Below are 15,049 nucleotides of genomic sequence, written 5' to 3' on the forward strand. Positions count from 1 at the left end.
GGATGAGGGGCATTCGAAAAGCCTCATCCCTGCACCGCATCACACACCCCTCACCCCAACCTTCTCCCCGCTTGCGGGGCGAGGGAGAAAACCCTCATACTTTAGCAGCCTTCACCCCTTCGGCGGGCTCAGCATTTGTCCGCCCCCTAATGCGCCACGGCCGCCGCGGCCGCCTCATCGATCAGCCGCCCCGTGCGGAACCGGTCCAGCGTGAAGCCGGCATTGATCTTGTGCGGCTCGCCGGTGGCCACCGTATGGGCAAACACATGCCCCGAGCCCGGCGTCGCCTTGAACCCGCCCGTGCCCCAGCCGCAATTGACAAACAGGCCCGGCACCGGCGTCTTGCCGATAATCGGCGAACGGTCGGGCGTCACATCGACAATTCCGCCCCAGTTGCGCAGCATCTTCATGCGCCGCACATTCGGAAACAATTCGCAGATCGCATCCAGCGTGTGCGAGGCAATATGCAGGCCCCCGGTCTGGCTGTAGGAGGTGTAGGCATCCGTCCCCGCGCCGATCACCAGTTCGCCCTTGTCCGATTGGCTCATATAGGCATGGATCGTATTCGACATCACCACGCAGGGCATCATCGGCTTGATCGGCTCGGAGACCAGCGCCTGCAGAGGGTAGCTCTCCAGCGGCATGCGCACCCCGGCCATGCCCATGATCACCGAAGTATGGCCCGCAGCAACCACACCCACCTTTTTTGTGCGGATCGTGCCGCGGGTCGTCTCGACTCCCGTCACCGCGCCGTCCGGCCCGCGCAAAATGCCGGTGACCTCGCAGTTCTGGATGATATCGACCCCAAGATTCGAGGCCGCCCGCGCATAGCCCCAGGCCACCGCATCATGGCGCGCCGTGCCGCCGCGCCGCTGCAGCGCCGCCCCGATGATCGGATAGCGGATGTTGGGATCGATGTTCAGAATCGGGCAGAATTCCTTGGCCTGCTCGGCGGTGAGCCATTCATTGTCAATCCCCGCCAGACGGTTGGCATGGACATGGCGCTTGAACACCTGCACATCATGGATGTTATGCGCCAGCATCATCACGCCGCGCGGGCTGTACATCACATTGTAGTTGAGCTCCTGGGAGAGCCCTTCCCACAGCTTCACCGCATGTTCGTATATGCCCTCGCTCTCCTCCCAGAGATAATTCGAGCGGATGATCGTCGTGTTGCGGCCGGTATTGCCGCCGCCAAGCCAGCCCTTCTCCAGCACCGCAATATTGCGCATGCCGTGCTCCTTGGCCATATAATAGGCCGTCGCCAGACCATGCCCGCCGGCGCCGATGATGATCGCGTCATACGCGCTTTTCGGCTCAGGAAACCGCCACTGCTCAGGCCAGCCCAGATGCCCCGAAAAACTCTGCTGAATCAGGTTGAATAATGAAAAGCGCACGATCTCACCCCTGGGATGCCTGATTGGAATTTAGAGACAAAGCCTGCAAAAACCAGCATCAGAACGACATTTAAGCGACAATAACCGACAGGAACCCGGCTTGGCCCCGACTGTTCACACCGCCACCGGCGCCTTGATCGCTGCATCGGGATTATAACCCTCGATGATGAAATCCTCGAAACGATAATCGGACAGGCTGTCGTGCTTGGGCAATATCAGCCGTGGCAACGGTCTGGGCGTGCGGCTTAACTGCAGCTTCGCCTGCTCGATATGATTGAGATAGAGGTGCACATCGCCAAAACTATGGACAAAATCCCCTGCTTCCAGCCCGCAGACCTGCGCCATCATATGCGTGAGCAGAGCGTAGGAGGCAATATTGAACGGCACGCCAAGAAAAATATCCGCCGAACGCTGATAAAGCTGACAGGACAGCTTGCCGTCCGACACATAGAACTGGAACAGACAATGGCAGGGCGCGAGTTTCATCTTTGGAATATCCGGCACATTCCAGGCCGAGACAATCAGACGGCGCGAATCCGGATTGCGCCTGATTTCGGCCAGAACCTGCGCGATCTGATCAACAACAACCCCATCGGCCCCGCGCCATGAGCGCCACTGCTGGCCATAGACCGGCCCAAGTTCGCCATTCTCATCCGCCCATTCGTCCCAGATGGACACGCCATGCGCCTTGAGATAGGCGATATTGGTCTCGCCCCTCAGGAACCACAGAAGCTCGTGAATGATGGACCTGAGATGCAGCCTCTTGGTGGTGACCAGCGGAAATCCGGCGGCAAGGTCAAACCGCATCTGCGCGCCGAACAACGACAGCGTACCCGTGCCGGTACGGTCGGTTTTGCGGCTGCCGTGCTCCAGCACATGGCGCATGAGATCAAGATATTGCTGCATTCACTTCAAAGTCCCGAATGCCCCATGCCGGAGCGCCGGCAAGCCAGCGCCCCGGAATATGGGGCAGATAAAATAGCCCGTCTGCCGAAACAGCGCCGCAATCTTCGCCGCAAAGGAATTTGCCGCGGCGCCCTTTATATTTGCAAAAAATCTCTGGCTTGCAAAATGCAAATTTATCGTTCTCCCCACTTCAAAAATGCGCTCTAATAGGGCAAAAGAGAATAAATCAATCGGGTGGATTAATATGCTTCTGGCTTGCGGCGACGCTCTCATCGACTTTGTTCCCACCAAATCCGTTGACGGCCGCGACGCCTATGTGCCGGCAGTGGGCGGCTCCTGCCTCAATGTCGCCACCGCCATGTCGCGTCTCGGCGCGTCCACCGGCTTTGTCGGCGGCATATCGACCGACCTTTTCGGCGAAGCCATCGCCGAACATCTCACCGCCTCGAACGTCTCGCTGGAATTCTGCCGGCGTCCGGAATTGGAGACCACCTGCGCCTTCGTCAGGATGATCGGCAATGACGCACATTATGCATTCTACGACGAAGGCACGGCCTCGCGCACATGGACCTATGCGCCCGGCTCCATCCCGTTCAGCAAGATCGACGCGCTGCACATCGGCTCGACCACGCTGATCAACGACCCCTCGGCCAGCGCCTATGAAGCACTTGTCGCCGATGCGCGCGACAAAGTGATGATTTCATTTGATCCCAATGTGCGCCCCACCCTCACCAAGGATATCCTTACCTACAGAGCCCGGATGAACCGCCTTGCCGCCATGGCTGATATCGTGCGCATGTCGGACGAAGATTTCAAATATCTCTTCGAGCACAGCGATTATGATACTGCCGCAGCCAACTGGCTGAAGAATGGCGCAAGCCTTGTGCTGATCACACGCGGCGGCGAGGGCGTGCTGGCCTATTCCAGAGCCGGAAAAACGCAGGCATCCGCCGTCAATGTGAAACTGGTGGACACGATCGGCGCGGGCGATACATTTCAGGGCGCAATGCTGGTTGCGCTGCTGGAAGCCGGCCTGCTCGCCAAGGACAAGCTTCCTGCCATTTCGCTGGCGCAGATGGACGCGGCGCTGGCTTTCGCCACCAGAGCCGCCAGCATTACGGTCTCGCGCGCCGGGGCCAACCCGCCCTGGCGTCACGAAATGTGAAAGGCAGTCAGGCCCGCCGGACGGGAATGCTCACGCCGCAGGCCCGGCCGCGCAATTCACCATCCAGCATACGCCGAACTTGTCGGTCAGGCTGCCGAAATAGGCGCCCCAGAACATATCCTGCAACGGCATCGACACGACGCCGCCCTGCGAGAGCGCGCCGAACAGCCGCTCAGCTTCGGCGCGCGTGTCCGGTTCAAGATTGATATGGATATTATTGCCCATGGTCAGACTGAACCCCATGGATTCAGGCGCATCGGTTCCCATCAGCACATGTCCTCCGGGCAAGGCCAGTTCGACATGCATGACAAGTTTCTTGTCCGCGGCGCTCAGCGGCGGTTGTCCCGGCGCAGCGGGCGCCTCGCCAAACCGGTGCACCGGCCCCAGAAAGTCGCCGCCGAAAACGGACCGATAGAACACGAACGCCTCTTCGGTCTGGCCATTGAAATTGAGATAAGTGCTGGTGCGCGCCATGCCCGCCTCCCCTGTTCGAGACCGATAATTTACACCGCCCGCCCCGCCTGTGCCAGACCGGAACGGCGGCGGGAATGCTGGCCGGATGTCACCCGCCGACCAGCTTCAGCCATTCCTCTTCCGAAATCACCTCGATGCCAAGATCGCGCGCCTGCGTCAGCTTGGAACCGGCGCCGGGGCCGGCGACGACAAGATTGGTTTTTTTCGAAACCGAACCGGCAACTTTTGCGCCGAGCCGCTCAGCCATGGCTTTCGCCTCGTCGCGGCTCATGCGCTCCAGCGCGCCGGTGAAGACCACCGTCTTGCCGGAGACGGGACTTTCCGCCACCGCCTCCATGGGAATGAGCTCCAATTGCGGCAACAGAGCTGCCAGAACCTCCTCATTATGCGGCTCATGAAAGAAATCGGCCAGCGCTTCGGCCACCACGGGGCCGATGCCCTCGATAGAAATCAGCTCCTGCCGCCCCTCGGAGCCCTCGTCCTGCGCGGCAAGCGCCGCCTTGTGCAGCGCCTCGAACGAGCCGAAATGGCGCGCAAGGCGCTTGGCGTTCGTCTCGCCGATATGCCGGATGCCCAGTGCAAAGATGAAACGGTTAACGGCGATCTGGCGCCGGGCATTGATGGCCGCAAAGAGATTGCGCACCGAAACCTCGCCAAACCCCTCGAAATTCTTGATTTTTGTGAGACTGCGTGCATCGCGCTCTTCCAGCGTGAATATGTCCGCCGGCGAACGGATCAGCCCCTTGGCGTAAAAGAATTCGATCTGCTTGTCGCCAAGCCCCTCAATGTCAAAAGCGAGGCGCGAGGCAAAGTGCCGGAGCCGCTCCACGGCCTGCGCCGGGCAAATGAGCCCGCCGGTGCAGCGCCATGCGACATCGGCCTTGCCGCTTTCGTCCATCTCCCGCACCGCCGCCGAACCGCAGGCCGGGCAGACATGCGGGAAGGCAAAGGGCTTTGCATCAGCCGGACGCTCGGTCTCGATGACACCGGTAATCTGCGGAATGACGTCCCCGGCCCGCTGCACCACCACCATATCGCCGATGCGAATGTCCTTGCGGCGGATCTCATCCTCATTGTGCAGGGTGGCGTTGGAGACCATCACCCCGCCCACATTGACCGGCGCGAGCTTGGCCACCGGCGTCAGCACGCCCGTGCGCCCCACCTGAATTTCAATATCGAGCAGGCGCGTGCGGGCTTTTTCAGCCGGAAACTTATGGGCTGTCGCCCAGCGCGGCGAGCGCGAAACAAAGCCAAGGCGCTGCTGCAAGGCCAGATCGTCCACCTTGTAGACTACGCCGTCGATATCATAGCCAAGCTGCGCACGGCGCGCCTCGATGGCGTGGAAAACCGCCAGCATTTCGTCGAGGCTCTGGCAGCGCTGCATCAGCGGGTTGACCGGCAGACCCGCGGCGCCAAACCATTGCACCATGTCGAACTGCGTCTGCGCCGGGCGCGGCTCAAGCTCGCCCCAGGCATAGGCAAAAAAGCCCAGCGTGCGCGAAGCGGTGACGGCGGGATCAAGCTGGCGCAAGGAACCGGCCGCGGCATTGCGCGGATTGGCAAAAGTCTTGTCGCCTGCGGCCAGCTGCCGCGCGTTGAGGGCGGCGAATTCGGCATGGCTCATATAGACCTCGCCGCGCACCTCGCAGACAGCCGGAACATGCGCGCCCCGCAGGCGGTGAGGAATGGCCCGGATCGTCCGCACATTGGCGGTCACGTCCTCGCCCTCGAACCCGTCGCCGCGCGTGGCGGCGGACACAAGCTCGCCGCCCTCGTAGCGCAGCGCGCAGGACAGGCCGTCGATTTTCGGCTCGGCGGTCAGAACGACGCGGGCGTCGTCGTCCAGTCCCAGAAAGCGGCGGATACGGGCAAGAAAATCCGTCACGTCCTCGTCGCTGAACACATTGGCCAGCGAAAGCATGGGCACGGCATGCCTGATCTTGCCAAATTTGGCGACAGGCGGCGCACCCACCCGCAACGAGGCCGAATCGGGCGCGCGCAATTGCGGAAACCGGGCCTCCAGCGCCTCGTAGCGACGGCGCAGTTCGTCATATTCGGCATCCGAAATGACGGGCGCATCTTCCTGATAATAGGCCCGGTCATGGCGGGCCAGTTCCTCGCCAAGTTTTTTATGCTCGGCTTCAGCCTCGGCGAATGTCCCGGCCATCAGACCCCTTCCAGCAATCTCGTTGCGGCGGCGCGCGCCTCATCGGTAATCTCTGCGCCGGACAGCATCCGCGCAATTTCCTCGCGGCGCGCGGCTGTATCCAGCGCAATGACATGGGTAGCGAAGCGCGTCTCGCGTTCGGCCTTGGTAATGCGGAAATGATGCCGGGCACGCGCCGCAACCTGCGGGGCATGCGTGACCGCCAGCACCTGATTCTTGCGCGCGAGGCGCGACAATCTCTGGCCGATGGCATCCGCGACCGCGCCGCCCGCGCCGGTGTCGATCTCATCGAAAATGAGCGTCGGAGCCGAGCCGCGATCCGCCAGAACCACCTTGAGCGCCAGCATGAACCGCGCCAGTTCGCCGCCCGAGGCCACCTTCATCAGGGGGCCGGGCTTGGAGCCGGGATTTGTCTCTACCCAGAATTCCATGCGGTCGATGCCTTCGGGCGACATATTCTCGGCGTCGGACTGGATATGGGTCATGAATTTTGCCCGCTCCAGCTTGAGCGGCGGCAGTTCAATATTGACGGCCTTGTCGAGGGCGGCGGCCGCTGCCGCGCGCTTGCGCGAAAGTTCATGCGCCAGCTTCACATAAGCGTCCTTGAGGCGGCGCGCGTCATCGCCCAATCGGGCAAGGCGCGTCTCTCCGGCATCGAGCGCGGCCAGATCGGCGGAAAACTTCTCCGCAAGGGCGGCCAGCTCGTCCACCGGCACGGCATATTTTCGCGAGGCGGCCCGCAACGCAAACAGGCGCTCCTCCAGCAATTCAAGCTCGCGCGGATCGAAATCCGCATCGCGCAGAGCCTGCGACAGCACCGATTCGGCTGCATCCAGCGCCAGAATCACATCATTGAGCGCGCTGACCGAGGGCTCTATCAGTTCGGCGGCCAGCGCCGCGCGGCGCTCGAGCCGCCGCATATGGCTCGCCATGGTCGATATGGGGCCGCCATCACCGGCGACCGCCTCAAAGGCATCGCGCAGATCGGCGGTCACCTTCTCGGCCTGCTGCATAGCCGTGCGCCTGACCGAGAGACGCTCCTCCTCGCCCGGCTCGGGCCGCAGCGCCGAAAGTTCCTCATGCGCATGCCGGAGAAAATCGGCCTCCTTGCGCGCCTCGGCGATACGCGTCTCCTCGGCGGCAAGTTGCTGCTCGGCCTCGCGCCAGGCGGCATGGGCTCTTCGTGTCGCCTCGACATCGGGCTCAAGCCCACCATGCGCATCGACGAGCACGCGGTGCAGGCGCGGATCGGCAAGGGCGCGGTCGTCGTGTTGGCCGTGAATTTCCACGAGGGTCGCGCCCAGCGCCTTGAGCGCCTGCGCGCTCGCCGCCTGATCATTGACGAAGCCGCGCGTGCGGCCGTCCTGCATCTGAATGCGCCGGAGGATAAGATCGCCGTCGATCTCAAGGCCCAGATCGCGGGCCATGGCCAGTGCGGGATGCGCCTGCGCCAGCCGGAATACTGCCGTCACCTGCCCTTGCGGCTGTCCGGCGCGCACCATGCCGCCATCTCCGCGTCCGCCCAGCGCCAGTGTCACGGCGTCAAGCAGAATGGATTTGCCCGCGCCGGTTTCGCCGGTCAGCACCGTCATGCCCTGACTGAGGTCAAGCTCCAGCCTATCAATAATGACTATATCGCGGATGGCGAGCGCAGTGAGCATGCACACGCCGCTCCGTTAAAGGCCAACAGTCTTGAAGGCCTTGGAAATCCACGAGCCGGTGTCCTCGCGCGGTTCCGTTCCGCCGGACTGGAGCAGGTCATAGGCATTTTTATACCACGGGCTGTCCGGGAAGTTATGTCCGAGCACCGCAGCGGCCGTCTGGGCTTCATTGACGATGCCAAGCCCCATATAGGCCTCGGTCAGACGTTCCAGAGCCTCAGGCGTATGGCGCGATGTCTGATATTGCGAGAGCACGACACGGAAACGGTTGATCGCCGCGACATAATTCTTGCGCTTCAGATAGAAGCGGCCAACCGACATCTCCTTGCCGGCAAGCTGGTCATGCGCCACCTGAATCTTGAACTTGGCGTCGGAGACATATTCTGAACTGGGATATTTGGTGATCAGCTCGTTGAAGCCCTGCAAAGCCTTCTCAGCCTGATCCTGATCGCGGGAAATATCCGGGATCTGCTCATATTGCGATTCGGCGACGAGATATTGCGCATAGGCCGCATCCGGCGATGTCGGATAAAGCGACACATACCGCTTGCCATTGGCCACGGCATCGTCGAACTGGCCGTCGCGGTAATTGGAATAGGTGGCCATCAGCAGGCCTTTTTCCGACCAGCTCGAGAATGGCGACTGCTTTTCAATTTCCAGGAATTTCTTGGCGGCTTCGCGGTAATTGCCCGCATTCATCTTGGCCAGGCCGAGATTATAGAGCTTTTCAGCCGGAATATCGGGCAGGATTTCCTGTTTGTATTTCTCGCCGCCGAATGGGTTGAAGCCATCCAGCGAGGAACAGCCCGCCAGTGGCAAAAGCACCAGAAGCGCCGCCGCCAACCTGAGCGACGTGAAACGGACGGAAGAGCGTGCGACGTGAACCGGACGGGAAGAAACTTCGGAAATTGCTGCAGACATGCTTGAGAACTCTGATCTGAGGATGCGACCTCTTAGCCTATTTTTATCTTTCGGGCCAGTCTTCATCAAAAGATTGACGCGTCAGATTTTCATGTTCCTGCCGATCTGTGAAGAGGCCGCGCGAAGTTTAATTGCGGGCGGCCTCTGTCCCCGGCAGGAAGCCGGTCCGGAAAGGTCAGGACGCAGCGGCGATGGTCATGGCCGCAGAATGCCCCGCAGGCTGCGCGCGGCGCGGCGCCTCAACATAGGCATAGGCCGTTTCATCCCTGAACAGCGCTTCCAGCACCAGATAATTCATCTTGTGCCCGCCGCAATAGGAGCGATAGGTGCCGATGATCGGCGCACCGGCAAGCGAAAGATCGCCGATGGCATCCAGCATCTTGTGCCGGACGAATTCATCGCGGTAGCGCAGACCTTCTGGGTTCAGGATCTTGTCGCCATCGAGCGCCACCGAATTTTCCAGCGAGGAACCGAGCGCAAAACCCGCTTTCCACAGATGTTCCACATCGCGCAGAAAGCCGAAGGTGCGCGCCGCCTGAATTTCTTCACGGAAAATTTCTGGCGACAATTCAACAACCTTGCGCTGGCGTCCGATGACGGGCGCGGAAAAATCTATTTCGACGTCAAGATGAAATCCCTGTGCTGCCGGGCGCAGTTCCGAAAAGCCCCGGCCATGCTCGATCCGGATCGGCTTGAGCACTTTTACGAAGGTCTTCGGCTTGGCGCTGACGGCAAGCCCTGTCCGGTCGATCAATTCAACGAATTCGCGCGCGGAACCATCAAGGATGGGCACTTCCGGCCCGTCGATCTCGATGTCGAGATTGTCAATGCCAAGCGCATAGAGTGCGCTCATCAGATGTTCGATGGTGGAGACGGAGCCAAGCTTCATATCGCCTATGACGGTGCACAGTTCCGTCATGCACACATTCGACCAGAGCGCCGGGATTGCCCGGCTCTCGCCCGTTTCGCTGATGCGGTGAAAAACGATGCCATGATCGACATCTGCTGGCTTGAGAGTGAGGCAGACGGGAGCATTGGAATGGACGCCCTTGCCACAAATTCTGGCGGGTGCCTTCAGGGTAGTTTGTCGACTTTGCATTCGTCCCCACTTGAACCGGCATGAACCGGGCGCGTCTCACGCTTTCCTGACGGAAAATACGCGCGCCGCGGTCTTTCACAAAATCACGGTTTTTTACGCCGTGTTACATTTTCAAGACGGCCAGGCCGGCAGTCCGTGCCTTGTCACGAAAAAGCCCGGGACATGCCCGGGCTTTTTGCTTTAAACCATTTTGCTGTTCGATTTCATCACCTTATTTGCGACGAAACCAGATCTCCACACTTCAGGAGCGGCGCAGGAAGGCCGGAATCTCCAGCTGGTCGTCTTCCTGCAGGCGTGCCTGCTGCGCGGCACGACCATGAACATCGAGGCCGGGCTGGGTTGCGCGCAGCATCGGCGCAGCGGTGCGCTTGGCATAATCTGCATGGACCTGAGACGGTGCAGCCTGGCGCTGCGGCACTGCTGCCGGGCGCGGAGCCTCAACACGGGCCGGCTGGGCTGCGCCGCGGTTCATACCAAACGAGGTCAGCTTTTCAATCAGGCCCACGCGGCGCGATTCGGCCGAAACCGGCTGCGGCGCGGGTTCCTGTGCACGGGCGATCTGCTCGCGCACCGGACGGGGCCATTCGTCGATGGTTGGCATCCGCGCCGGACGCACCGGCTGCTCGGCATAGTCGACTTCCGGAATGATCGGCTTGGCGACCGGGGCCATCACGGGAGCGGGCGCCTCGCGCACGGCCTCAACGGCGGGGGCCGGCGTATAGACGGCCTGCGGGGCGGGTTCAACCATTGCAGGCGCGACGCTCGAAAAAGCGGCTTCAGCCTGCATCACGGGAGAGGGGGCGGAGGGGGCCTCCATCTGCTCAGCCTGAACGGGTTCGGAGCGGAACTGCACGGCAGGCTCCTGCGCGGCCATGACGCGCGGCTCGATCACGGGGCGCTGCGCCTGATCAAGGGCGCGGGCAGCCTGCGTGCGCAGGCGCTGTGCCGTCTCCTGAATGCGGCTCTCGATGCTGGGCAGATCGCGGGCGCCGTCGACCATGTCGATGCCGGTTGCAACCACCGACACGCGCACTATGCCTTCAAGGCTGGAATCGAAGGTGGCGCCCAGAATGATGTTGGCGTCTTCGTCCACTTCCTGACGGATGCGGCTTGCCGCTTCGTCCACTTCATAGAGCGTCAGATCATTGCCGCCCGTGATCGAGATGAGCAGGCCCTTGGCGCCGCGCATCGAAGTCTCGTCGAGCAGCGGATTGGCAATGGCAGCCTCGGCAGCCATGACGGCGCGCTTGTCGCCCGTGGCCTCGCCTGTGCCCATCATGGCCTTGCCCATATCGCGCATGATGGCGCGCACATCGGCGAAATCGAGGTTGATGAGGCCTTCCTTGACCATGAGGTCGGTGATGCAGGCCACGCCCGAATAGAGCACCTGATCGGCCATGGAGAAGGCGTCAGCGAAGGTGGTGCGCTCGTTGGCGACACGGAACAGGTTCTGGTTGGGGATGACGATCAGAGTATCCACAGCTTTTTGCAGCTCGGAAATTCCCGACTCGGCAATGCGCATCCGGCGCACGCCCTCAAACTGGAACGGCTTGGTCACCACGCCGACAGTCAGGATGCCCATGTCGCGGGCAAGACGGGCGATGACCGGCGCAGCGCCGGTGCCGGTGCCGCCGCCCATGCCGGCGGTGACAAACACCATATGCGCGCCAGCAAGGTGATCACGGATCTCCTCGATGGCTTCTTCCGCAGCGGCACGGCCGATTTCCGGCTGGGAACCGGCGCCAAGACCTTCCGTCACCTGCAGGCCCATCTGAATGATACGCTCAGCGCGCGAAGAGGTCAGCGCCTGTGCATCGGTGTTGGCGCAGATGAAATCCACGCCATTGAGGCCCGAGACGATCATGTTGTTGACAGCATTACCGCCAGCACCACCTACGCCGCAAACCATGATCCGGGGCTTCAACTCCCGCAGTTCCGGAGCTTTCAAATTGATCGTCATTATAAGGCCTCTTTTCTTCGATGCTTGACAGCATCAGTTTCATGTCACTTGATTCGTCGCCTTTTGTGAATCCCTGTTGATTCGCAAAAGCAAATTTTTTTCAAAAACTTTCTTTAAGCCACCGTCCCACCCGGGCGACATAGCCGTCCGTTGTTGTCGACCTCGACAGCGTCAAACCGCTTGAGGCGTGATGCTCGCCGCCCGCAATCTGCGGGTAGACAAGCAGGCCGGCTGCCGCTGCATAAGCAGGGCTTTTGGCCGATTCCGGCATCGCCTGCATTCCCAGAGCACGGCCAATCCGGACCGAGCTGGAAAAGGTTGTGCGGGCAATATCGGCAATTCCGTTAAGCTGGCTGCCGCCCCCCGTGAGGATGAGCCGGCGGCCGGCCTGCGCCGCAAAGCCCGAAGCCTTGAGGCGATCGCGCACCAGTTCGAGAATTTCCTCGACGCGCGGACGGATGATGCGCACCAGCTGCGTCTTGGGCAGGGCGCTCGTCTGTTCGCCATCGTCTCCCGGCGTCACGACGGAGATCGTCTCGCGCACATCGGAAGGCGAGGAAACGCAGGAGCCATAAACGATCTTGAGCCGCTCGGCGTCGCTCACACGGGTGGTGAGCCCACGCGCTATATCCATGGTGATATGATTGCCGCCCACGGCGATCGCATCCGCATGGGTGAGGCGGCCCGCGCTGAACACGCTGACAGAGGTGGTGCCGCCGCCAAGATCGATGACCGCAGCGCCCATGTCGGCTTCGTCATCGGCCATAACCGCAAGAGCGCTGGCATAGGGCGTGGCAACGATCGCTTCGACCTCTATGTGGCAGCGCTCGATCGCCAGCATCAGGTTGCGGGCTGCAGAGGCCTCCACCGAGATTGTGTGAAGATCAGCGGCAAGCGCATCGCCGATCATGCCTTTCGGGTCGCGGATGCCGGCCATATTGTCGAGCTGGAAACCAACAGGCAGCGAATGCAGCACGGCCCGCCCTGCTCTGTTGTCCTGTGCATGGGCGCGGTCAAGGCAGTGCTGGATATCGTGGCCGGTAACGGCGCGCCCGCCCACGGAATATCCGGCGCGATGCTGCTGCGAGCCGATGCGCCCGCCCGTCATATTCACGATGACGCTTTCCACCTCGACGCCAGCCATGCGTTCGGCGGCATCGACGGCAAGGCGGATGGCCTTCTCGGCATCTTCCATGTCAATGACGACGCCGCTCTTGATGCCGTGCGAGCGCTGGTGGCCTATGCCGAGAATCTTGCACCGGTGCGTGCGCCCGCGCATCGTATCCGAAGGCTCGGCGGGCAGCAGCTTGGCGATCAGGCAAACAATCTTCGAAGTGCCGACATCCAGCACGGAGAGGATCGTGCTGCGGCGGGATGGCAGAGGCTTGAGGCGAGGCGTTAACAAATGACGGCTCATATGTCGCTCCCCAGCTTTTTCTTCTGCGGCGGATGCTGCGCCAGCAGCGTCGCCATGCCTGAATCTGTCAGTTGCACTTCCACCTTGCCCGGAACGCGCAGATCTACGGCCACGACATCCTTTTCAAGAATGCGGTATTGCCGCTCGAGTTCGGCAAAGGTCTTGACCGCATCCTGCGGATTGTCTTCCGGCAGGCGCACCTCGATATCGTTGGTGCTCTGCAGGTTCCAGCGACGGTTGCCGACATAGACGCCGGCGCGGAATTTCGACTTCTGGTCGCCAAGAGCGTCGAGCAAAGCCAGATATTGCGGCAGATGCTGATTGGCGCCCTCGCCGGCCACGAAGGGCAGACCGGCATATTGTGCGTCGGTCAGCGGCCCGAAGGCGATGCCGTTCTGCGAAACCATGCTCACTTCGCCGTCCTTCTGCCACAGGGCATAAGGCTGGCGCTGCGTGATATTGATGACCAGACGATCGGGATAGAGTTTGCGCACCTGCGCATCCGCGACGATGGGCAGGCTCATCAGGCGGTCGCGCACGGCCTGCGCATCAAGGAAGGGCAAGGAAGAATTAGGGTTAATACCGGCAGTTTTAAGAATTTGCGTCTCGGCAATGCCGCCCTGGCTGGTGATCGTCACAGCCGAAATGCCAAAGCCGAGGAGCCGCGCGCCGGCATCGGCGAGCGAGCCGTTGCTGGCGATGAAATCCTGATATTGGCCGCCGCGCACCGCGCCATAAAGACCGGCGGAGCCGACAAGCATCAGCGAGAGAAAAAGACCAAGGCCGTTGTGCCAGCGCTCGGCCCAGCGCTCGAGGCGGCGCAGCCAGAGCGGGGTTTCGCGCTCGGCGCGGTAAGGCGCCGCGGGAAAGCGGATGATTTGGGCTTGTCTGGGAAGCGATGCCGGATAGCCGGCATCCTTGGCGCGCCGGGCACCTGAAACGCCGTTTACCGATCGCAGGAGGCGTCTGCCACCATCCATTTTACCAACTCACCAAAGTTCAGCCCAGCATGGGCGGCCAACTCCGGCACCAGCGAGGTCTCGGTCATGCCGGGCTGCGTGTTGACCTCCAGACAGACGATGTCGCCCGTGCCTCCGGGCGTATCGTCGTAACGGAAGTCCGCTCGGCTTACGCCGCGGCACCCAAGCGCTCGATGCGCCTTCAAAGCCAACTCTTGAACATTGTGGTAAATATTTGGTTTAATTTCTGCCGGAAGAACGTGAATTGATCCGCCCTTCGCATATTTTGCATCATAATCGTAAAACACGCCGGACGCGGTCTTGATTTCGATGACGCCGAGAGGCTCATCCCCCATGACGGCGCAGGTGAGTTCCCGCCCCGGAATGAAGGTTTCCGCCAGCATCATATCGCCATAGGGCCAGTCGGCGCGAGCCAGCTCCTGCGGCGGCGGGCGATTTTCTTTAACGATTACAACACCTACGCTGGAGCCTTCATTGACTGGCTTAAGAACATAGGGCGGCGGGAGCACATGCTCCTGCGCGGCGGTGAAGCGGTGAACCGTCAGGCCATGCGCAACTTTGACGCCATTGGCGGCCATGATGATCTTGGCCATGTCTTTCTGCATGGCCAGCGCGGAAGCCAGCACGCCGGAATGGGTATAGGGAATGCGCAACGTCTCCAGTATGCCCTGAATCGTACCATCTTCGCCAACCCGGCCATGCAGGGCGTTAAAGGCGACATCCGGCTTGATTCGCGTAAGGACATCGGCAATGTCGCGCTTCACGTCGACCGGCGTCACACGGAAACCAACACTCTCCAGCGCCCTGGCGCAAGCCGCGCCCGAGCGCAGCGACACTTCCCGTTCGGCAGACCAGCCACCCATGAGCACGGCAATATGTTGCATGTTCATTCCTTTTCAACC

The 15,049-nt window shown here is 61.4% G+C and carries 12 protein-coding genes; 1 reads left to right on the forward strand and 11 read right to left on the reverse strand.

All coding sequences use genetic code 11. From position 1 onward, the window contains the following. Positions 1–146: 146 nt before the first annotated feature. Positions 147–1,400 carry a sarcosine oxidase subunit beta family protein gene (locus tag AC0N03_RS10855; protein WP_474288958.1) on the reverse strand — a complete coding sequence of 418 codons (1,254 nt, stop codon included), beginning with the start codon at positions 1,398–1,400 and terminating at the stop codon, positions 147–149. Positions 1,401–1,511: 111 nt separating this feature from the next. Beyond that, a complete protein-coding gene (locus AC0N03_RS10860) occupies positions 1,512–2,303 on the reverse strand; it encodes a thymidylate synthase (RefSeq protein WP_474288768.1) in 792 nt (263 codons plus the stop codon). A 244-nt stretch (positions 2,304–2,547) separates the two neighbouring features. On the opposite strand from AC0N03_RS10860, the gene AC0N03_RS10865 reads away from it, so the two are divergent. Next, complete coding sequence (locus AC0N03_RS10865) at positions 2,548–3,468, forward strand: carbohydrate kinase family protein (RefSeq protein WP_474288770.1); 921 nt, start codon at positions 2,548–2,550, stop codon at positions 3,466–3,468. Between the two features lie 30 nt (positions 3,469–3,498). Here the strand turns inward: AC0N03_RS10865 and AC0N03_RS10870 are convergent, their stop codons facing one another. From AC0N03_RS10870 to AC0N03_RS10910, 9 genes are all read right to left on the reverse strand, one after another. Next, complete coding sequence (locus AC0N03_RS10870) at positions 3,499–3,942, reverse strand: VOC family protein (RefSeq protein ID WP_474288772.1); 444 nt, start codon at positions 3,940–3,942, stop codon at positions 3,499–3,501. 88 nt (positions 3,943–4,030) lie between these two features. Further along, on the reverse strand, positions 4,031–6,109 hold the full coding sequence (gene ligA / locus AC0N03_RS10875; protein ID WP_474288773.1) for an NAD-dependent DNA ligase LigA: 2,079 nt from the start codon (positions 6,107–6,109) through the stop codon (positions 4,031–4,033). After that, positions 6,109–7,770: a DNA repair protein RecN gene (gene recN / locus AC0N03_RS10880; protein ID WP_474288774.1), complete on the reverse strand. Its 1,662-nt coding sequence runs from the start codon at positions 7,768–7,770 to the stop codon at positions 6,109–6,111. The genes ligA and recN overlap by 1 nt, the downstream gene beginning before the upstream one ends. A 15-nt stretch (positions 7,771–7,785) precedes the next feature. Further along, a complete protein-coding gene (locus AC0N03_RS10885; RefSeq protein WP_474288775.1) occupies positions 7,786–8,691 on the reverse strand; it encodes an outer membrane protein assembly factor BamD in 906 nt (301 codons plus the stop codon). A 175-nt stretch (positions 8,692–8,866) separates the two neighbouring features. Continuing rightward, on the reverse strand, positions 8,867–9,790 hold the full coding sequence (lpxC, locus tag AC0N03_RS10890; protein WP_474288777.1) for a UDP-3-O-acyl-N-acetylglucosamine deacetylase: 924 nt from the start codon (positions 9,788–9,790) through the stop codon (positions 8,867–8,869). A gap of 241 nt (positions 9,791–10,031) precedes the next feature. Further along, complete coding sequence (gene ftsZ / locus AC0N03_RS10895) at positions 10,032–11,750, reverse strand: cell division protein FtsZ (RefSeq protein ID WP_474288778.1); 1,719 nt, start codon at positions 11,748–11,750, stop codon at positions 10,032–10,034. Positions 11,751–11,850: 100 nt separating this feature from the next. After that, entirely contained in the window at positions 11,851–13,167 is a 1,317-nt protein-coding gene (gene ftsA, locus AC0N03_RS10900; RefSeq protein ID WP_474288779.1) for a cell division protein FtsA, read from the reverse strand. Then, entirely contained in the window at positions 13,164–14,147 is a 984-nt protein-coding gene (locus AC0N03_RS10905; RefSeq protein ID WP_474288780.1) for a cell division protein FtsQ/DivIB, read from the reverse strand. The genes ftsA and AC0N03_RS10905 overlap by 4 nt, the downstream gene beginning before the upstream one ends. Next, the gene (locus AC0N03_RS10910; RefSeq protein WP_474288781.1) at positions 14,114–15,031 is read right to left on the reverse strand and encodes a D-alanine--D-alanine ligase; all 918 of its coding nucleotides are present in this window, start codon (positions 15,029–15,031) and stop codon (positions 14,114–14,116) included. The genes AC0N03_RS10905 and AC0N03_RS10910 overlap by 34 nt, the downstream gene beginning before the upstream one ends. Between the last annotated feature and the right edge of the window lie 18 nt (positions 15,032–15,049).

The organism is Methylocystis sp. sgz306128, assembly GCF_056032725.1.